Source organism: Salinactinospora qingdaonensis (assembly GCF_039539445.1).
Taxonomy (GTDB): Bacteria; Actinomycetota; Actinomycetes; order Streptosporangiales; family Streptosporangiaceae; genus Salinactinospora; species Salinactinospora qingdaonensis.
Genome location: NZ_BAABDD010000008.1, coordinates 19,661 through 38,875, shown reverse-complemented (window position 1 = coordinate 38,875; position 19,215 = coordinate 19,661). Strand labels below are relative to the sequence as shown.

The window sequence follows — 19,215 nt, the reverse complement described above, 5'->3', positions numbered from 1 at the left end:
CCCCCACCCGGCCTCGTTAGATGGAGGCGCGCGGGGTGGTGGCTGAGAGGTGGATCGCGGTCAGGGCGAACGCGCGCCCGACCTTCGTCAACCGCATCGATCTGCCGCCGCCGGGCAGGTCGTGGCCCACCACGCAGCCCAGCGTCTCCAGCAGCCATGTCACGGTCAGCAGCACGGAACGGACGCGTTGGGTGCCCGGCTCGGTACCGGCCTCGCCGTCCTCCCAGCCGCTGTCGGCCAGGATCGACCGGGCCTCTTCGGCGACGTCGACGTTGCCCTCCCGGCTGTGGTTGCCGGGGGAGCGCAGCAGAAGCAGTCCCAGCAGCGTCTCGGTCGCGGCCTGCTCGAAACCGTCGACGTGCAGCATTCCCTCGGCCACGGTCTGCCATAGCGCCTCGGTGCTGGCGTGCAGTTGGCGTCCGCGCCGGGTCAGCATCAGCTCGCGCCCCGATCGGCGCACCGCTCGCGTATCGCGCAACAGCTTGTGCAACGCGATGAGCTGGATGACGTCGGTCTCACTGCGCGGCGGGCAGGGTGCGGTGGCCCAACCGAACTCCACGCACAGTTCGCGCACCACGGTGGGGGAGATGTAGCCGATCTGGGTGAGCCCGATGCCGTCAGCGGCGTAGTCGAGTAGCCGCTGGACCGGGGCCAAGGCTGCACGAGCGCCGACCGGGGGTTCGGCTCCGGCGATGATCTGCCCCAGCAGCGGCAGCAGCCGCTGCCGGTGGGCGTGGGAGGGGGCCGACAGCCAGTCGCGCACCCGCTCCTCTCGGATTTTGTCGAGCCGGCTACGCCCGTGGGCGTCGGGCTGGGTCAGAAACATCCGGGTCTGCTGTTGCTGCGCGACGCGCCAACGCCGACCACCGGGGCGGACCTCGCCGGCGGCGATGGCCAACTCCAGTGCGGCCGAGGTGGCCTGGTAGGCCTCGATTTCAGCGCTGCCCAGAGTCGCTCCCCAGGTGAGCTCCGGTAGGTCGGGCGGTTCCACTCCCGAGGCGCGCATGTGACGTTCGTGTGCGCGTACGCCGCTGCTGTGACTCTTGACGTAGGCGTCGAGGATCTCGCGGGTGGTCGAGGAAGTGCAGATTTCGGCGTAGCGGGGAAGGTCGAGCAGGTTGAACAGCTTGCCCAGGGAGCGCACCACAAAGGGCCACTCCTGCGACTCGGCCGGGAAACGCACCGGAAGTACGTACCAGCAGAACTCCTGCACCGAACGCTGGCTCAGCGTCTCCAGGCTCTGGCCCGCCACGATCGTGGTCAGGGCGTTCTCCGCTACTTGGGCCGCCTTGGAGTCACGGCGGGCAAGCTGGGCGAGCGCGGACGCGATGGTCTCCTGCATGGTGTGACTTCGCCACCTCCTGCTTCGCCCTACTTCGCCGCACGCGCTGCCCTAGCAGTGCTACGCGGTCCCCCTGTCCTCGCCGACGCCTGTCCCGCACCTTAGAGGCCGGTGCGGCGCCTCGGTGGCTGTTGTGGCACGATCTTGCTTGCCACAATCTCTTTCTCTATGACGCGCGCCACAGTATCGTCACGGCGTCGCACCTGGATAACACCGTCTTCCCACGACTCCAGCACTCCGACGATATCCCGGAACCGCCCGTCAGAAAGCTGGACGCGCACAGTGGCGCGCCGACCGATATCTTTCGGTGTTACCCGGTGGACTAGCCGTCCGGCCATTCCCATCCTGGACCCCCCAACTACGCTCGACAGCAGGGGCACAGCAATACTAGAGACAGCCAAATGTGTGTCACGCTAGCCGACGAACCCCAAACTGGACATGTGTCCGCGCTCATCGTTCCCTGAACGTGCCCCTTGCACACCCTGGGGTAAGTCAGCCAGGCCACACGGCAGGCACACATCTGTCGCGGTCAACGTGGCGAAGACCGAAGAGGAGTACGAGGTGACCTACGTCATCGCGCAGCCGTGCGTCGATCTGCTCGACAAGGCGTGCATCGAGGAGTGCCCTGTCGACTGCATCTACGAGGGCAAGCGCATGCTCTACATCCATCCGGACGAGTGCGTCGACTGTGGCGCCTGCGAGCCGGTGTGCCCTGTAGAGGCCATCTACTACGAGGATGACCTGCCCGAGCAGTGGTCGGACTACTACAAGGCGAACGTGGAGTTCTTCGACGAGCTGGGATCGCCCGGCGGGGCGTCCAAGGTGGGGCAGGTCGACCGCGACCACCCCTTGGTCGCGGCGCTGCCTCCGCAGACCGAGGACTGATCCGGCCCGCGTTCACCCGCCGCGCTTCGCGGCGGCACAAGAGGCATGTGTCGCGCCGCCCGGTGGGCGGCGCGACAACGTGTTGACCACAACGTTACTTATTTTTTGGTATTCGCCCTCTCGCCCCGGTTAGCCGTGGCGGGTTCCGTGCGCTGCCCGGGCGGGGGCGATGCAGGTGGATGGGGACGGAACCGAGCAGATGCCGCAGCGACAGCGCGTGGTGGACCGACTGCCGACTTTCCCATGGGATCGGCTGATCCCGCACAAGCAGGTCGCAGCCGAGCACCCCGACGGGATTGTGGACCTCTCCGTGGGCACACCGGTCGACCCGGTGCCCGAGGGGTTGCGCGCCGCACTGGCGGCGGCGGCTGACGCCCCGGGCTATCCGACCACCCACGGGCCGCGGGAGGTGCGGGAGTCGATCGCGGGATGGCTCGCGCGCCGCCGCGGTGTCGAGATCGACCCTGACGCTGTGCTCCCCACGGTCGGTTCCAAAGAACTCGTCGCGTGGCTGCCCACCCTGTTGGGGCTGGGGCCCGGCGATACCGTCGTTCACCCCGAGTTGGCCTACCCCACCTACGACATCGGTGCGCGCGTCGCTGGTGCCACCCCCATGGCCGCTGACGGGCTCACTCGGTTGGGGCCGGCGCCGGTGGGGTTGGCGTGGCTCAACTCCCCAGCCAACCCCACGGGGCGCGTGCTGCCACCCGAACATCTGCGCAAAGTCGTCGACTGGGCGCGCGAGCGGGGCACGGTCCTCGCCTCCGACGAGTGCTACATCGAACTCGACTGGGAGGGCACGCCCCCCGTGTCGATCCTGCACCCCGAGGTGTGCGGCGGGTCCCACGAGGGGCTGCTGGCTGTGCATTCCCTGTCCAAACGCTCCAACCTGGCCGGCTACCGGGCCGCCTTCGTCGCCGGCGATCCCGCGCTCATCCAGGAGTTGCTGGCCGTGCGTAAGCACACCGGCATGATCGTCCCGGCGCCGGTGCAGGCGGTCCTGCGGGCGGCCTGTGACGACGACGCCCACGCCGAGGAGCAGAAGCGCCGCTACGCGCGGCGCCGCACGCTGCTGCGGGATGCGCTGCACCGCGCGGGTTGGCGCATCACCCACTCCGAAGCCGGGCTGTACCTGTGGGCGGACCACCCCGACCACGACGCATGGACGGCTGTGGCCCGGCTGGCTCAACTGGGGATTCTCGTGGCGCCAGGGGACTTCTACGGCCCCGGCGGGGCTGCGCACGTGCGGATCTCCCTGACCGCTACCGACGAGCGCGTCGCAGCCGCCGCGCGGCGCCTGACCGCCGAGCCTTAGGTCCTGTTCTAGGGCGGCGGTGGGCACAAGCGGGTGAGCGCGTCCGCCGCCGCCCCACGGGCTCGCGAGCTCGCGCAGCGTTCGAGGCACGAGCCAACGAAGCACACCCCACAGTCCCCCACACCCCAGCCGTTCGAAAACCAGAATCTAGGGGCCCGGCGGCGTACAGCGCCGCCGCCGGATCACCCCATCCGCAGGTGGCCCTCAGCTACGCCCTCACCGTGGGGGAGGGTGCGCCATCCATTCTCGCCGGGGGTGGGTGTCCAGCGCTGGTCGCCGTAGGTGACGGAGGAGAGCCCGTACTCCTCGGCGTGGCTGACCGCCCACAGGGCCATAGCCCATCCCAGGTCACCGGTACGACGTGTGTCGCTCACCGGTAGCGCGTCCGGCTCCGCCCCGAAGACGCGCGTCATCTCCTCGCGCGCCGTCGCGGTATCGGCGCGCGTCGTCTCGTCGCGTTCGTACCAGCACGACACGGCGGCCGGCTCCTGGCCGGTGAAGGCCGTGACCATGGTGCGGGCGCGACTTTCGTGCTGGTCGTAGGCGAAGCCGTCGGCGCTGTGCTGCACGGCTTGGGCCGCCTCGTAGACGGGCATGTCCCGGTAGTCCTGCACCGTCACCAGTTCCCCGTAGAACTGGCTGCTGGCGTAGACCGGGTCCAGCAACTCTTCCGGCTCCCCCCACTCTTGGGAGGGGCGCTGCTGGAAGAGGCCAAGCGAATCACGATCCCCGAATTCCAGATTGCGGAATTTTGATTCTTGCCAGACCGTCGCATAGGCGATCACCACGGCATGGCTGGGCAGGTCCTCGGCAAAGGCCACGCCACCGATGGTGGCGGCATTGGCAGCCTGCGCCACCTCCAGTTGGTCGGTGTCGCCACCGGCCATGACAAGACAGCCCGACGCGGGCTCTGGCGGGGTCAGTTCCACTGGTCCCGTCGAGGTGATGACGTAGTACCCGCCCGCCACCAGCCCGCCGCAGACAACTGTCAGTACAGCGAGGATCTTGAAGAAGGCGGAGACTCTTCGACGCTTTCTAGGCACACGCAGACCGTAATGAGGTGGGGGGTGAAGCTATGGCACGATGCCGCAACACCCGAAACGTACAGGTGAGCGCCCACTCTCGTTATGGCAGAGCGGGCCATATGACCCATGGGAATGGGGGTGATCTAGCTGATGGTAGAACGGTAACGGCCCCATCGGCGTGATGCGCATCCAGATTTTCCTCTCGCGTCATCAGACGGATAGACCCGAGCGGAGCGTCCATTCGTTGTCTCGCGGGCCAACCCAGTAAGCTCGGTCCCCATGACCACGCCGTTTACCAGCCCGCTGCCCGAGGCCATCGATGAGCTATGGCAGCGCCGAACCGAGCTGACCCCCCAAGACGCCGAGGCGCGCGCCACGATCGTGGGTGCCGTCGACGAACTCGACGCCGGCAAGGCCCGCGTGGCATTCGTGGACCGAGCCACTGACGAAGTCATCGTCGACGAGCGCGCCAAGCGCTCGATCCTGTTGAGCTTTCGCGTGCTCGACATGGCCGAGGCTCAGGTGGGGGACTTCCACTACCACGACCGCATCCCGCTGAAGACCCGCATGGACGGAGTGCGCGCGGTCCCCGGCTCCATCGCCCGCTGGGGAGCCCACCTGGCCCCCGGCGTCGTGCTGATGCCGTCCTTTACCAACATCGGCGCCTACGTCGGCTCGGGCACGATGGTCGACACGTGGGCCACGGTGGGCTCGTGCGCCCAAGTCGGGGAGAACGTTCACCTCTCCGGCGGTGTGGGCATCGGCGGGGTCCTCGAACCCCCACAGGCATCGCCGGTCGTCATCGAAGATGAGGCATTCCTCGGTTCACGCAGCATGGTCGTGGAGGGCGCCCGGGTCCGCGAAGGCGCCAAGCTCGGCGCCGCCACCATTCTGACCTCCTCCACCCGGGTCTTCGATGCGGAGACCGGCGATGAACTCCCGCGCGGCGAGGCTCCAGCGTGGTCGGTGTGCGTCACGGCCAACCGCGTCAAGAGCTTCCCGGGAGGCGACTTCTCCCTGCCCTGCCTGCTGGTTCTCAAGCGGCTGGAAGCCGGCCAGGAGCACGACAAGCTCGCCCTCAACGAGCTGCTCCGCGAGCACGGCGTCAACGCCTAGCAAGCCACCAGCGTCCCTGCCGGGCTGCTCCGCCGTGGGTGGCTCCGGCAGGGACGTCGTCGCCCACCCCAGGAAAGCGCCCATGCCCGTGCTGGACCTCACCGCGGACGTCTGCGATCTCACCGCCCGCCTTGTCGACATCGAATCCGTGAGCGGGCACGAGGCCGCGCTCGCCGACGCCATCGAGCAAGAGCTGCGCCGGCTGCCCCACCTCACCGTCGAGCGCGACGGCGATGCCGTCGTGGCACGCACCGCTCTCGGGCGTGCCCGCCGCGCCGTGCTGGCCGGCCACATCGACACCGTCCCCACGGCCGACAACGTGCCCTCCCACGTCGCCCATGACAGGCTCTACGGTTGTGGCACCTCCGACATGAAAAGCGGCGTAGCAGTCCAGCTCAAACTCGCCGCGACCGTGCCCGAACCCGTGCACGACCTCACCTACGTCTTCTACGAGTGCGAGGAGATCGAGGCCGAGCGCAACGGGCTGCGCCGGCTCGCCCGCACCCGCCCTGAGTGGCTGACCGGTGACTTCGCCGTGCTCATGGAGCCTACGGACGGCGTGATCGAGGGCGGCTGCCAGGGCACGATGCGCGTCGAGGTCACTGTGCCCGGCCGGCGTGCCCACAGCGCCCGCTCGTGGATGGGGGACAACGCTATCCACGGCGCCGCCCCCGTCCTGGAGATCTTGCGCGCCTACGAGGCCCGCCGACCCGAAGTCGAGGGGCTGCGTTTCCATGAAGGGCTCAACGCCGTCTTCATCTCCGGTGGTGTGGCGGGCAACGTCATCCCCGACGAATGCGTCGTCACGGTCAACTACCGTTTCGCGCCCGATCGCACCGTCGCTGCGGCACAGGCGCACCTGCGAGAGGTGTTCGCCGGTTTCGACATCCGGGTCACCGACGTCGCCGCCGCGGCTCGCCCTGGCCTGGACCACCCCGCTGCCGAGACCTTTGTCGCTGAGGTGGGCGAGGGACAGGCACGGGCCAAACTCGGCTGGACCGACGTCGCGCGCATGGCCGAATTGGGGATTCCCGCCGTCAACTACGGTCCGGGCGATCCCACGCTGGCTCACACCAAAGACGAGTTCGTGCGCCTGGCGGCCGTCACCGAAGCTGAGCGCCGCATGAGGCGCTGGCTTACCGGGCGTGAGGGAGAGGACCGGTAACGCCACGTTTTCCTCGGTGGTTGATTCGATGTGGTTCGGATTTCGGCGTGTGAGCACGCCACACAGGTAGCGTTGGCCCATGACGCAATCTCACCCTGACAACGACATCAGGCAAGCCGGCCCTCTCACCTACCGTGGCCGCTCCATCCCCTCCACCACCACAGATCAGCGGCTCCTCGAAAGCCGGGGACCCTCTGACTGGGTGCACACCGACCCGTGGCGCGTTCTGCGCATCCAGTCGGAATTCGTCGAGGGGTTCGGCCTACTCTCCGAAGTCGGCCAGGCGGTCAGCGTGTTCGGCTCCGCTCGCATCCAGCCCGGCACCTCCTACTACGAGCTGGGTCAGTCGATCGGCGCCAAGCTCGCCTCGGCGGGCTACACCGTGATCACTGGTGGCGGGCCCGGCATGATGGAGGCCGCCAACAAGGGGGCTCAGTCCAGTGGTGGCACCTCCATCGGGCTGGGGATCGAGTTGCCGTTCGAGCAGACCCTCAATGACTACATCGACATGGGGGTCACGTTCCGGTACTTCTTCGTCCGCAAGACGATGTTCGTGAAGTACTCTCAGGCGTTCGTTGTCCTGCCCGGTGGTTTCGGCACCCTCGATGAGTTGTTCGAGTCGATCACGCTGGTGCAGACCGGCAAGGTCACCAGGTTCCCGGTCGTCTTGGTCGGTTCCGCCTTCTGGGGCGGTCTGCGTGACTGGATTCGCGAAGCGCTGCTGAGCGAGGGCGTCATCTCCTCCGACGATCCGGAGTTGATCCGGCTCACCGACGACCCCGAGGAGGTCGTCGACATCATCCGCAAGGCTCACGTCGACCTGGCGCGGCGTGAGTTTGAAACCCAACAGTTCGCCGAGACCGCCGAGCAGGTCACGGCCGCTCAGCGCGCCGAGGACGGGACCTGATTCACACCAGGTAGAGCCCCCGTCCCCAGTCACCCCTGGCGCTGCCCGTGGCGGTGATTCCGCCTTCTCCGCGCCCCGCTGTTTCGCGGCTCGCGCAAGCGCTGCTCAGGGCAGCGCCCACCCTCCCGGCCTGTTGCGCCCCTGCGGTAGGGGAGCTTCGGTGGAGACAAGGATGTGGCGCCGCTTCACGGCGCCAGCTCCACCGATCGCCCTCGCGCTCCCGGGGGCGTCTGATATGGCACGATCGAAACCGTGAACTTAATCATTCTGATACTGACCGCGCTCGTGTCCGTCGCCGTCTTAGCCGGCGTCGCTCTCGTCGTCATGGGAAAGGGAGGTCAGCTCGCCCGGTTCGAGGCTGACCATCCGCCGCTGGACCTGCCCGCCGATGGCAGTATCGCCAGCAGTGACGTCACGCGCGTCCTCATCCCCCTCTCCCTGTGGGGCTACCACGTGCGAGCCGTCGACGAGGTGCTGGCCCGGCTCGCGACAGCCCTCAGGGAGCGCGATGCCCGAATCGCGGATCTGGAACACCGGCTCGCTGAACAGCCCCGAAGCGCCGCCCCGCAAACGCTGTCCCCGCGTCCCCAGGCGGTTACCCCCACGTTCGATCCTGAGACCGGCAGCCGCGGCCCCGACTCCCCCGAGACCGCAGAGTCCGCCGAGTCGGTGCGCGCCGCCGTCGGCCACTCCGAAGAGCACCCCGCCGAGCAGGGCCCGCGGAGCGACACGTGAGTTCCCCCGACCGGCGCGTGCGACTTACCGTGAGCCGGCCGTGCCCGGCGCCGGCTGACCGAGTGTGGGACACGCTGGTCGACTGGCGCCTACACAAGCAGTGGATGGTGCTGACCCGCGCCCACGGCGGCAGCGGTGTGGGCGCGCGGGTCGAGGCGTTCACCGGTGTCGGCCCCCTCGCGTTCCGCGACCCTATGGAGATCACCGGCTGGCAGCCCGCCACCCCCACCACCGCCGGATACTGTGAGACCCGCCACCTGGGGAAGGTCGTGCGCGGCTGGGGCCGTTTCGACGTCGAGCCCGCACCCGGCGGGATGAGCACCGTCACGTGGACGGAGTGGGTCGACCTGCCCCTCGGACGTCTGGGACGGGCAGGCTGGCCGATTGTCCAGCCGCTGCTGGCGAACATGTTCGACCGGTCACTGCGCGCCTTGGGGCGCCTGGCCGCCCGAACGCGAAGGTGAGAGCAACCAATGGAGGAGACGCCGGTGGCCACCACCGAGGGGGCAGCCCGCCCCGGCCCTGACGGCCGCCATCGATGCCTGTGGGCGCTCAACAGCGACGACGAATTGCGCTACCACGATGCCGAATGGGGCTATCCGGTCCAGGACGACCAGGCCATGTTCGAGCGCATCTGCCTTGAAGGCTTCCAAGCGGGGCTGTCGTGGCTGACGGTACTGCGCAAACGCGCGGCGCTGCGCGAGGTCTTCCAGAACTTCGATATCGCCACGGTGGCCGGATACGGGCCCGAGGACGTGACACGCCTGCTGGGCGACGCTCGCATCATCCGCAGCCGTCCCAAGATCGAGGCGGTCGTCGCCAACGCCCGTGCCGCCCTGGAGATACCGGGCGGGCTCGCCGGCTTCGTCTGGTCCTACGCCCCCGCACCCTCTTCCGCCCCGGTCACCGTCGGGGATCTGTCCGCGGCCACCTCTGAAAGCACCGCCTTGGCCAAGGCCCTGAAACGACACGGCTTCCGCTTCGTCGGTCCCACGACCGCCTACGCTACGATGCAGGCGACCGGTATCGTCGACGATCACCTGGCCGGCTGTTACCGCCGCGGCGACAGCACCCCCCAGCCAAGCGCGTAACGTGTCCAGGGGCCGACCGTACGCATGACCGGTCCCCCCGCGCACGTGGCCACCATCACCCCTCGAACCACGCGCCGGGCCAGTCCTGCCAAGTCTCATTCGCTGTACTCGCGAGCCACGGCCAACGCCCGGTTCGCGCTGGAGGGAGCGATGTTGCATACCCAGCATTACCCCGACCGCGCTGTACCCACCGCCGCTGTGGGGCCACGGTGAGCGCCGTGTCGACCGAATCCGACTCCTCGCAGTCTGCCGCGGCGCCCGCTGGCGACCCGGCCCGCTCCGGATCGCCCTCTCCCATCCGCCGCATGTCGCTGTGGCCGCCACCCCGGTCCGCGCGCCATGCCCACCGGCGGCGCAAGGTCGCGCTGCTGACCGCTGTGGCCACCGTTCTCGTCCTCGTCATCGTTACCGGGGTCGTCTTGCTGCTGCCTGGCTCGCCCCCCGGCGAGTCGACGGGTGTCCCCGCCGCCTACGCCGGCTCCTGGAGCGGTGAGATGTCGCAGGAGGACGAGCAGGGCCGCCATATCGTCGACTGGAACGCCCAGCTTCAGTTGGAGGCCGGCGCGCAGCGGGGAACCGCCAACTGGAGCAGCCTGGACTGCCGGGGCAGCCTCAAGCTCACCGAACGCGGCGATGACCATCTGACCTTGAACTACAGCGAGACCTACGACCCGGCGCAGCACTGCATCGACACCGTCACTCTTACGCTGCGCCCTGGCGCCGCCGGCGACACGTTGCGCGCCGAATGGGTGGCCACCTCCCACAGCGGCACCCTCATGACCTCCACCGGAACGCTGCGGTAGCCATGCTCAGGGGGAAACGGTGTCCGCTCCTTCACCGCGCTCAGGCCGAGGGGGGACGGTGCCGCTGTGTCAGCCCACGCCGCCCCTGTAGTTTCGCCGGCCCGTGGGCTAGGCTGAAACCGTCCTGAGGGGCAGCAACGAAGGCCCGTGTGCCGTCTCCGTGGGGCGCGGCGCTGGGGTGACGACTCAGGGCGCGTCACAGCCCCCGCGTTTCCCATACTCCCCAATAGACGTCACTCCACCCGCGTCTGCGGGATGGGCTCCACTGGTGCCAGCCAAGCGGAGGAAGTCACATCAAAGGATTGACGGAGGACGATCCACGCGCGGTCGCGGATTATGCGTTGATCGGGCGGCTGGGCCAGGGCGGGCAGGGCGTCGTCTATCTCGGCCGGGCTCCCGACGGTGCCCAGGTGGCGGTGAAGCTGCTCCACGCCGATCCGCTCGACCAGAGTGGGCTGCGGCGTCAGTTGGCGGAGGAAGTCGAGCTGGCGCGGCGCGTCGCGCGGTTTTGTACTGCACAGGTGCTGGCCGCCGACGTCATCGCCGACCCGCCTTATGTCGTCAGCGAATACGTTGCAGGCCCGTCGCTGAGTGCCCTGGTGCGTTCCCGCGGGCCGCTCAGCGGCCCGTCGCTGGATCGGCTCGCCATCGGCACGCTCACCGCCCTGGCCGCCATCCACCAGACCGGGGTCGTCCACCGGGACTTCAAGCCGGCCAATGTGCTTATGGCACCGGAGGGGCCCCGCGTCATCGACTTCGGCATCGCCCGTGCGCTGGAGGGCACCGCAGTCCTCACCAACAGCATCGCCGGCACCCCCGCCTACATGGCTCCCGAACAGATCGCCGGCGCTGCGCTCGGCCCGGCCGTGGACATATTCGCATGGGGAGCCACCATTGTCTTCGCCGCCACCGGCGGCGGTCCTTTCGGCAATGATTCGTTGCGGTCGGTCATCAACCGAGTCCGCAACGATCCGCCCAACCTGGGGGAGTTGGCCGATCCGCTCCGCGAGATCGTGCGGGAGTGTCTGGAGAAAGACCCCAGTGCGCGTCCCACGGCCGCACAGACCCTGCTGCGCGTGCTGGGCGTCGGTGGCGGGAGGACACTCCCTCCGCCTGACGCCGCACCCAAGGACGCCCCCGCCGGCGACGGTAACGACACCGGCCCACCTGCTGCGCTCCCCCTGGCCACACTTGAGGCGGCGGCTATCGCGGCGGCCGACACCGCAGCGCGCGAGCGCGCGACCGAGGAGATCTACCGCTCCTTTCCCCAAGCCGAGACACGCTTGCCCGCCCCAGAGGGCGCGTGGCGGAATATCGCCGCTTCGCCCCCGCTCGCAGCGCCGCCGTCGCCGGCCGCGCCACCCACCGCCCCCGCCGTGAGGGCCGCGGGCCGTCCGGAGCCTGCGCCGGCTCCGGCCGCGCGGGAGCCACGCTCCAGGAGCGTCAACGTGGGGCTGCTCATCGGCCTCCTCGGCAGCGTCGTCGCCGTGGCCGTGATCGGTTTCGTGGTGCTGCTGCTGATGCTCGGCTGGCTCGGCGGCTAGCCACTCTCGGGCTCGTCCGGCCAGGAGCGCCCTCACCGCCCTTCGAAGGAAGGGGTCTCCTTGTTGCGGAAGGCCACCGCGGCGTTGTGGTGATCCGACGTCGCCGCGCACTGTTCCTGGAGGTTGGCCTCCATCTCCAAGCAGCTCTCCAGATCCAGGCCGGCACCCAGATTCAGTTCGGCCTTGATCGCGGCGTAGGCGACGGTGGGGCCGTTGGCCAACCGTGTGGCGAGGGCGTGGGCCGCCTCCGGCAACTCCACCGCCGGGGCCACCTGGTTGACCAGCCCGATTTCCAGGGCGCGTTCGGCTGTCACGGGTTCGGCGAGCATGAGCATCTCCATAGCGCGGGCGTGTCCCACCAGGCGTGGCAGGGTCCACGCCGCCCCCGAGTCCGATCCCAATCCCACCTTGGCGAAATCCATAAGGAACGAGGCTGTATCCGAAGCTACCCGCAGGTCGCAGGCCATGGCGAAGGCGGCGCCCGCACCGGAGGCGACACCGTTGACGGCGGCCACGACTGGTTTGGGCATGCGCGCCAACGCGACGACGATCGGGTTGTAGTGTTTGCGGACCGTATCGTTGAGCTTCTGGCCCGTGCCTGTCGTTTCGGCGTGCTCCTGGAGGTCCTGTCCGGCGCAGAACGCCTTACCGTTGCCGGTGAGTACCACCGCTCGGGCCGCGCCGTCGTTCTTGGCGCGTTCCACGGCGGCGAGCAGCGTTTCCCCACCCTCGGTCGTCAGCGCATTCATCGCCGCGGGGCGGTTGAGGGTCACCGTCGCGACGCCGTCGGACACCTCGTAGGTAACGCTGACTGCATCAGACAACCCGAACTCCCTGGGATTCGTTGACATGTGGGTCCGCGCCGGCCTCGCGGGCATCCCCGGCTTATAACCTTAACTCTTTGCGATCTTGGGAGCTGAGCGCCTAGCGACGATTCGATCGTTCCCATCCGGGGCCCAAAACCGAGATAATGACAGACCAGTGACTCGTTCTGTGAGTCACGCGGATGCGGCCCGGGCGCCCAGGGCCCTGGTCCCGGCGGCCCACGCGGTTCGGGATGGGCCCATTCACCCGCGAAAGCTTTTCGATGAAAGGGGATACGGCATGGCGGCGATGAAGCCGAGGACCGGCGACGGCCCGATGGAGGTCACTAAGGAAGGCCGCGGCATCATCATGCGGGTCCCGCTGGAGGGCGGTGGTCGCCTGGTCGTCGAGTTGACACCCGACGAGGCGACGGAGTTGGCCGAAGCCCTCAACGGCGTCGTCGGCTGACGCGGCCGTCTCACCCACGACCGAGGTTCTGGTGGGCGTTGTGCGCCTGACCACCATGGTCCACCCCTCATGGTTCGTTGGCGCCCCCTGCCCGCGCTGCCCCGAACGCGGCTTTGCCTAGTACAGATTGCGAGCGTCCGTGCCTTTCGCTACGGAGATACGTCCGGCTCCGGGATTGTTGATCGACTCCACCGCCGACCTTGTGGCGCTGCCCATCCGTTCGGGCACGGCCGGGCCGGTCATCGTCACCGAGGGGGTCGGTCGCAGCGCCACCGCCCTTGACGAGCGCCTCCCGGCGCCCTTGGAGGCGCTCGCCGCGCAGTACGACCTCAAGGGCAAGTCGGGGGAGACCGTGGAGTTTCCCGTGGATCTCGGCCGTGGCCTGGTGCGCATGGCCCTGTTCGGCGTTGGTGAGGCGACCCCTCGCGAGCTGCGCCGGGCCGGAGCGGCACTCGCCCGCTTGGCCAAGGGCCGGGATTTGCTCGCCACGACCGTGGCCGCACTGGACGACGTAGCCGACGAGGCTCTTAGCGCTTTCGTGGAGGGAGCGCTGCTCGCCTCCTACACTTTCTCCCTGGCCACCGGGGCGAACCGGCCAAAACCGGTCCCCACCGCCGAACTGTTCGGCGCCGACCCGGAACGGATCGCCGAGCCCCTGCGGCGCGGTCACGCTCTGGCCCAGGCCACCGCCCTGGCTCGGGACCTCATCAATACTCCCTCCGGGGAGAAAGGGCCGGCGTGGCTGGCCGAGCAAGCCCAGCGGGTCGCCGCGGAGACCGACCTGGACAGTGCGGTCTGGGACGAGTCTGACCTCGCCCGCGACGGTTTCCGCTCCATCCTTGCAGTGGGGCAGGGCGCGGCGCGCCCGCCACGATTGGTCCAACTCTCCTACGAGCCGCCGGGAGCCACCCGCCACGTCGTACTCGTCGGTAAGGGCATCACCTTTGACACGGGCGGGTTGTCGTTGAAACCCAACGACAACATGATGGTGATGAAGACCGACATGAGCGGTGCTGCCATTGTCCTCGGCGCGATGTCGGTATTGGCGCGGTTGGGTGTTACGGCGCGCGTCACCGGCCTGCTGCCCATCGCCGAGAACGCCTTCTCCGGGGAGGCGCAGCGTCCCGGGGACGTCATCACCACCTACAGCGGTCACACGGTGGAGGTGCTCAACACCGACGCCGAAGGGCGCCTGGTGATGGCCGACGCAATGGGCTATGCCACCGGATCACTAGCCCCGGACACGCTGGTCGACGTGGCCACCCTCACTGGCGCGGCCAAACTCGCGCTGGGCACCGGTATCGGCGCCCTCTTCGCCACCACCGACGATCTCGCTTCGGCGCTGACGGACGCGGGCGAGCGCTCCGGCGAGACAGTGTGGCGGCTGCCGCTGGTGGAGGACTACCGTGACGCGCTCGACTCCCCGGTGGCCGATCTCGCCAATGTGGCCACCAAGAGTGACCACGGCAACCCCGGTGCCATCAATGCGGCGCTGTTCCTGCGCGAATTCACCGCGGGCATCCCTTGGGCCCATCTCGACATCGCCGGTCCTGGCCGTTCGACGACCGAGGACGCCGAGATCACCAAGGGAGGGACCGCGTTCGGGACCCGTCTGCTGCTGCGCTGGTTGACTGAACAGTAAAACGTGGCGCCACGGCTGACCGTACCGCCCCGGCCCGCGCCGCCTCCGGTCGGGCCGGGGGCGGTCAACCGTTGCGGATGACCGCCAGGAGGCCGTCGCCTACCGGCAGCATGAGGGGGATCAATCGTTCGTCCTCGCGAACGAGCTGCCCCACGTCGCGCACGGCGGCGGCCTCGGGGGCGGCCACGCCCAGGGGGCCCTCATCGGGGTGGGGAGCGTCGAGGGCGTTGTTGAACACCGCGATGCCGCCGCGGCGCAGGAGACGCAGCGCCTCCTGGAGGTAGGCGGGGTACTCCGTCTTTACCGCGTCCATGAAGACCATGTCATAGGCGCCGTCGGTGAGCCGGGGCAGCACCTCCAACGCTCGCCCGTGGATCAACCGGGTCCGGTTGGCCGCGAAGCCGGCCTTACTGAAAGCTCCACGCGCCGACTCCAGATACTCCGGTACAACGTCGACGCTGGTGAGGATGCCGTCAGAGCGCATCCCCCGCAGCAGCCAAATCCCGGAGCCACCACACCCGGTGCCGACCTCTACGACCGTGCGGGCGTCGATGGCGGCGGCCAGAAAACGCAGCGCCGCGCCACTCGACGCGCTGATGGGGCCGGCCTGCCCCTGTGCTGTCGGCCCGGATGGGCGTTCGGCGACCAGCGGGTCGTCCTCAGCGGCGTATTTTTCGATGTAGGCCAGTGTGTCGTCTCGGCTGGCGATGACGGCCTCCCCGCGTATGACGAGCGTGTCGGAGTCGGACCCCGACGGCCCGATGGCGTACCTCGGCCGGCACGCTCCGCATGGATCTCACGATTTCACACTCCGCGGCTAACCTGCTGTCAGGCCACGGTTACCGCAGAGTCGTGTCCCGCCGCACAGATTAACCCGATCGGGACGCTGCGGCGCGTCGGGAACGTATTCGACCTTCGCGACGTTATGCCCCTGGAAGGCCTCTCGTGCCCGGTCCCGCGGGACGGGCCCCGAGACCAACCCCCAACGCGGCCGTTCCCGAGACGGTCGTGCTGACGAAGGGAGCGCCGGTGGCAGCCGCCGAATCCGCCGTCGACTTCGACCGGTGGGAACCCCCGAGCTGGGACGAAGTGGTGCGCAACCATTCGGCTCGCGTGTACCGGCTCGCCTACCGCCTCACTGGCAACCAGCACGATGCCGAAGATCTCACCCAGGAGGTCTTCATCCGCGTGTTCCGCTCGTTGGCCAACTACACCCCCGGCACGTTCGAGGGGTGGCTCCACCGCATCACCACCAACCTCTTTTTGGACATGGCGCGCCGGCGGGCCCGTATCCGCTTCGAGGGGTTGGCTGACAGCGCTGACGAGCGTATGCAGGGACGCGAGCCCTCTCCCGCCCAAGCCTATGAGGAGCGTCACTTCGACGCCGATATCCAGGCCGCCCTCGATGCGCTCCCCGCGGAGTTCCGAGCCCCCGTGGTGCTGTGCGACATCGAGGGGCTGTCCTACGAGGAGATCGCCGCGACCCTGGGGGTGAAGCTTGGGACCGTCCGTAGCCGCATTCACCGTGGCCGCGCGCAACTGCGCACCGCTCTCATGCATCGCCGTCGCCTCGCCGCTCAGCAGGATGGCCAGCGAACCGGTCAGTTGATCCAGGGGCAGCAGGCACTGGCATCGGGCCGAGACAGCGGTGCGTCCGGTGCTGTTGGGGAGGAGGACGGCCAGTGAACCACCTCGAAGAGCGCCTGTCGGCCCTGATCGACGACGAGCTTGGCCCCACCGAGCGCGAGCGGGCTCTCGGCCACCTCGCTGGGTGTGATTCGTGCCGGTTCGAGGCTGAGATGTTGCGTGAGCTCAAACGCGGCATGGGCCAGCTCGACCCTCCCGAGCCGTCTGTGGATTTCATGGGGCGGCTGGCGGCTATGGCGCCACCGTTGACTCCGGAGGGGCCACCCTCCGGTGGCCCGCCGGCGGGGCCGCCCCCGTCGTCGGGGGAGTCCGCCGGCGGGCCACGGCACCGGCGACCGGCCGAGCGCTTCGGTTCCCGCCGCAGGATCGGGGAGTCGACCCCATTGGGCGGCAGTCGTCCGTTGGGAGGAGCCACGGTGGCGCCCGTGCCACGGCCATGGCTGCGGCCCAATTTTGGGCGCGCGCGTTACGCGGTCGCGGGAGCGTCGGTGTTGGCCATGGCGCTGGGAACCGCATTCGTGGCCAGCGGCCAGCGCGCGGAGCAGCCTCCAGCGGTCGCCCCGCCGCTCGCCGATTCCACGGTCGAGCGCCCGGTCACAGCGCGCCAGGTGTCGCTGTCTGAGGCGCCTGTGGGGCTCACGCCCTCCCCCCTCCAGGCCGAGACCGGCTGGTTCGGCGGCCAGGGCGCTGTCCCTGCCGCTATGGCTGACTCGCAGTAAGCCGCTCCCGCGCTGGGCAGTCCCTCCCGTTGGTCTAAGCAGCTATTCGGATGGGTTATTGGGTTATCCGGCCCACGAGGCGTGGCCAGCGTTGTGCCCAGGCGAGGGCGCGTGGCTGTTCGCTATGACCACGCCAGAATTGGACCGACCGGAACCAGTGATATGTGTGGGGCGTCGAAACCGGTGCGGTGTCGGCGCTGTCGACGGCCAGCATGTCGCACCATTCGCCTGGTAAGCCGGTTGACCTCCCCTCACCCTGTCCACGGTCAACTGTCGCTGTCCTGCGGGCGGCGGTGCTTGCTGGGTGGCTCCCGCCACGAAACCTCCCGCACCTGTCACGTGCGCAGGCCGTGCCCGTCCACGGCCGGCCCGTGTAGCACGGCGATGGTCGCTGTCGCCATCACATACTGAAATAAGGAACGCTTCCGCACAGATCCGGTTAATCAACTGTTTACGTCATGTGCGGCAGGCTTGGCATGCGTACCGATATACGGAGAGCTCATGACCGACGAGACCGGACCCCGTGCCCCCAACGCGGGGGAGCAGAGCTGGTCGCGCCACCCCGACGGTCGGCCCGCGGGCTCGGGCGGGGCTCCCTACCCGCCACGGGCCACCCCATCCCCGCCCCCGCCGTCTCCCACCCCCTACCCGGCAGTGCCTGAGTACGGCGGTCCACCCCCCGGCACCGGTGCGCAACCGCATTTTGGACCCCCGCACAGCAACGGTCCCGACACGCCGCCAGAGGCCACGGGAGGGCGGCCCTACAGCTTCTCCGCGGCCCCACCCCCTGGAACTGTTCCCCCGGAGAGGTTCGGCCCCCCACCCACACTGCCGCCCAGCCCTCCCGCCGGCGTATGGCCACCCCACCCCCCAAGGCCGGCCTCTCATGGCCGCAGCATGCCGTTGTGGGCCGGAGTGGTGGCAATGGCTGTGGTCGCGCTCGTGGCTTCAGGCGTGGGCGGGGTTATCGGCGGTTTCATTGGCGCCGACAGCACCGTACAGCGCACCGGTGGCACCGGGCTCGACAACAACACCGTCCCCAGCGACATGCCCAGCCGCCCTCCGGGCACGGTCGCGGGTGTCGCACAGCGCGCCAGCCCCAGCGTGGTCTCCATCCAGGCGGCCGGCTCGGAGGTGACCGGTAACGGTTCTGGCTTCGTGATCCGTGACAACTACGTTGTCACCAACAACCACGTCGCCGACGCTTTACAGGGCCGTGGGATCGAGGTCGTCTACAGCGACGGCCGTGTCAGCCAAGCCAGCATCGTCGGTTCCGCGCCCAGCTCCGACCTTGCCGTGCTCAGCCTGGCCGACCCGATCGCTGTCGAGCCGTTGCGCTTCGGTGACTCCGACGCCGCCACCGTTGGCGATTCAGTCATCGCCATCGGGGCCCCACTAGGGTTGGACGGCACCGTCACCACCGGCATCATCAGCGCGGTCGACCGCCCCGTCACTGTTGGGCAAAGCGGCGAGGAGACCTATTTCAACGCCATCCAGACCGACGCCGCGATCAACCCGGGCAACTCCGGCGGTCCTCTCGTCAACATCCAGGGCGAGGTCATCGGGGTCAACTCCGCGATCGCCACCATGGGGGGTGGGATCAGCAGCGAACAGTCCGGCAGCATCGGCCTCGGTTTCGCCATCCCCGCCACCCAGGCCAAGCGTGTCGTGGACCAACTCATCGCCACCGGCGAGGCCCCACACGCGGTTATCGGCGCGATCCTTGACACCCGCTACCAGGACACGGGTGCGCTCATCGTTGCCGAAGAGGACGCAGAGAGCGACCCGGTCCTCCCCGGCGGCCCCGCCGACCAGGCGGGGCTCCAGCCTGGCGACGTGATCGTGGAGTTCGACGGTGAGACGGTCCACGACGCCAACCAGTTGGTCTCCCTGATCCAGGAGAAGTCGCCGGGGGATCAGGTTGAGGTGGTCTTCGAGCGCGACGGTCAGCGGCGCAGCGCGACACTGACGCTGGGCTCCTCCGACGAATGAGAACCGGCGGCCGGT

General features: G+C 68.8%; 20 protein-coding genes. 16 read left to right on the top strand and 4 right to left on the bottom strand.

Translation table 11 applies throughout. The features are described from left to right. Window positions 1–16: 16 nt before the first annotated feature. The gene (locus tag ABD848_RS10540) at window positions 17–1,342 is read right to left on the bottom strand and encodes a hypothetical protein (RefSeq protein WP_344970366.1); all 1,326 of its coding nucleotides are present in this window, start codon (window positions 1,340–1,342) and stop codon (window positions 17–19) included. 561 nt (window positions 1,343–1,903) lie between these two features. On the opposite strand from ABD848_RS10540, the gene fdxA reads away from it, so the two are divergent. Further along, window positions 1,904–2,227, top strand: coding sequence for a ferredoxin (gene fdxA, locus ABD848_RS10535; protein WP_344970737.1), 324 nt, complete (start codon window positions 1,904–1,906; stop codon window positions 2,225–2,227). A gap of 199 nt (window positions 2,228–2,426) precedes the next feature. Further along, window positions 2,427–3,542 carry a succinyldiaminopimelate transaminase gene (gene dapC / locus ABD848_RS10530; RefSeq protein ID WP_344970363.1) on the top strand — a complete coding sequence of 372 codons (1,116 nt, stop codon included), beginning with the start codon at window positions 2,427–2,429 and terminating at the stop codon, window positions 3,540–3,542. Between the two features lie 182 nt (window positions 3,543–3,724). Here the strand turns inward: dapC and ABD848_RS10525 are convergent, their stop codons facing one another. Continuing rightward, window positions 3,725–4,585, bottom strand: a complete 861-nt coding sequence (locus ABD848_RS10525) for a hypothetical protein (protein ID WP_344970361.1) — start codon at window positions 4,583–4,585, stop codon at window positions 3,725–3,727. A gap of 261 nt (window positions 4,586–4,846) precedes the next feature. On the opposite strand from ABD848_RS10525, the gene ABD848_RS10520 reads away from it, so the two are divergent. The 9 genes from ABD848_RS10520 (at window position 4,847) to ABD848_RS10480 (ending at window position 11,928) form a co-directional block, all read left to right on the top strand. Continuing rightward, entirely contained in the window at window positions 4,847–5,683 is an 837-nt protein-coding gene (locus ABD848_RS10520; protein WP_344970357.1) for a 2,3,4,5-tetrahydropyridine-2,6-dicarboxylate N-succinyltransferase, read from the top strand. A gap of 88 nt (window positions 5,684–5,771) precedes the next feature. Beyond that, window positions 5,772–6,848 (top strand): succinyl-diaminopimelate desuccinylase, encoded by a 1,077-nt coding sequence (dapE, locus tag ABD848_RS10515; RefSeq protein WP_344970736.1) that lies wholly within the window; start codon window positions 5,772–5,774, stop codon window positions 6,846–6,848. A gap of 79 nt (window positions 6,849–6,927) precedes the next feature. Further along, a complete protein-coding gene (locus tag ABD848_RS10510; RefSeq protein WP_344970355.1) occupies window positions 6,928–7,755 on the top strand; it encodes an LOG family protein in 828 nt (275 codons plus the stop codon). Between the two features lie 252 nt (window positions 7,756–8,007). Beyond that, entirely contained in the window at window positions 8,008–8,490 is a 483-nt protein-coding gene (locus ABD848_RS10505; protein WP_344970353.1) for a hypothetical protein, read from the top strand. Then, window positions 8,487–8,954, top strand: a complete 468-nt coding sequence (locus ABD848_RS10500; protein WP_344970350.1) for an SRPBCC family protein — start codon at window positions 8,487–8,489, stop codon at window positions 8,952–8,954. The genes ABD848_RS10505 and ABD848_RS10500 overlap by 4 nt, the downstream gene beginning before the upstream one ends. A gap of 9 nt (window positions 8,955–8,963) precedes the next feature. Next, a complete protein-coding gene (locus ABD848_RS10495; RefSeq protein ID WP_344970348.1) occupies window positions 8,964–9,581 on the top strand; it encodes a DNA-3-methyladenine glycosylase I in 618 nt (205 codons plus the stop codon). A 24-nt stretch (window positions 9,582–9,605) separates the two neighbouring features. Beyond that, window positions 9,606–9,794: a hypothetical protein gene (locus ABD848_RS10490; protein ID WP_344970344.1), complete on the top strand. Its 189-nt coding sequence runs from the start codon at window positions 9,606–9,608 to the stop codon at window positions 9,792–9,794. A gap of 5 nt (window positions 9,795–9,799) precedes the next feature. After that, window positions 9,800–10,384, top strand: coding sequence for a hypothetical protein (locus ABD848_RS10485; RefSeq protein ID WP_344970341.1), 585 nt, complete (start codon window positions 9,800–9,802; stop codon window positions 10,382–10,384). Between the two features lie 302 nt (window positions 10,385–10,686). Further along, window positions 10,687–11,928: a serine/threonine-protein kinase gene (locus ABD848_RS10480; RefSeq protein WP_344970338.1), complete on the top strand. Its 1,242-nt coding sequence runs from the start codon at window positions 10,687–10,689 to the stop codon at window positions 11,926–11,928. A 32-nt stretch (window positions 11,929–11,960) separates the two neighbouring features. On the opposite strand, the gene ABD848_RS10475 is transcribed toward ABD848_RS10480, so the two are convergent. Next, window positions 11,961–12,779 carry an enoyl-CoA hydratase/isomerase family protein gene (locus ABD848_RS10475; RefSeq protein WP_344970335.1) on the bottom strand — a complete coding sequence of 273 codons (819 nt, stop codon included), beginning with the start codon at window positions 12,777–12,779 and terminating at the stop codon, window positions 11,961–11,963. A 253-nt stretch (window positions 12,780–13,032) separates the two neighbouring features. Here ABD848_RS10475 and ABD848_RS10470 point away from each other — a divergent pair, with 253 nt between their 5' ends. Beyond that, window positions 13,033–13,200 (top strand): DUF3117 domain-containing protein, encoded by a 168-nt coding sequence (locus ABD848_RS10470; RefSeq protein WP_179641882.1) that lies wholly within the window; start codon window positions 13,033–13,035, stop codon window positions 13,198–13,200. A 139-nt stretch (window positions 13,201–13,339) separates the two neighbouring features. Then, window positions 13,340–14,842 (top strand): leucyl aminopeptidase, encoded by a 1,503-nt coding sequence (locus tag ABD848_RS10465; RefSeq protein ID WP_344970332.1) that lies wholly within the window; start codon window positions 13,340–13,342, stop codon window positions 14,840–14,842. Between the two features lie 64 nt (window positions 14,843–14,906). Here the strand turns inward: ABD848_RS10465 and ABD848_RS10460 are convergent, their stop codons facing one another. Next, window positions 14,907–15,551: an O-methyltransferase gene (locus tag ABD848_RS10460; RefSeq protein ID WP_425567499.1), complete on the bottom strand. Its 645-nt coding sequence runs from the start codon at window positions 15,549–15,551 to the stop codon at window positions 14,907–14,909. Window positions 15,552–15,871: 320 nt separating this feature from the next. Between ABD848_RS10460 and sigE the strand changes: the two genes are divergently transcribed. From sigE to ABD848_RS10445, 3 genes are all read left to right on the top strand, one after another. After that, window positions 15,872–16,528, top strand: coding sequence for an RNA polymerase sigma factor SigE (sigE, locus tag ABD848_RS10455; protein WP_344970330.1), 657 nt, complete (start codon window positions 15,872–15,874; stop codon window positions 16,526–16,528). After that, window positions 16,525–17,208 carry a zf-HC2 domain-containing protein gene (locus ABD848_RS10450; RefSeq protein ID WP_344970327.1) on the top strand — a complete coding sequence of 228 codons (684 nt, stop codon included), beginning with the start codon at window positions 16,525–16,527 and terminating at the stop codon, window positions 17,206–17,208. The genes sigE and ABD848_RS10450 overlap by 4 nt, the downstream gene beginning before the upstream one ends. Before the next feature lie 924 nt (window positions 17,209–18,132). Continuing rightward, window positions 18,133–19,200: a S1C family serine protease gene (locus ABD848_RS10445; protein ID WP_344970325.1), complete on the top strand. Its 1,068-nt coding sequence runs from the start codon at window positions 18,133–18,135 to the stop codon at window positions 19,198–19,200. The last annotated feature ends 15 nt before the right edge of the window (window positions 19,201–19,215 follow it).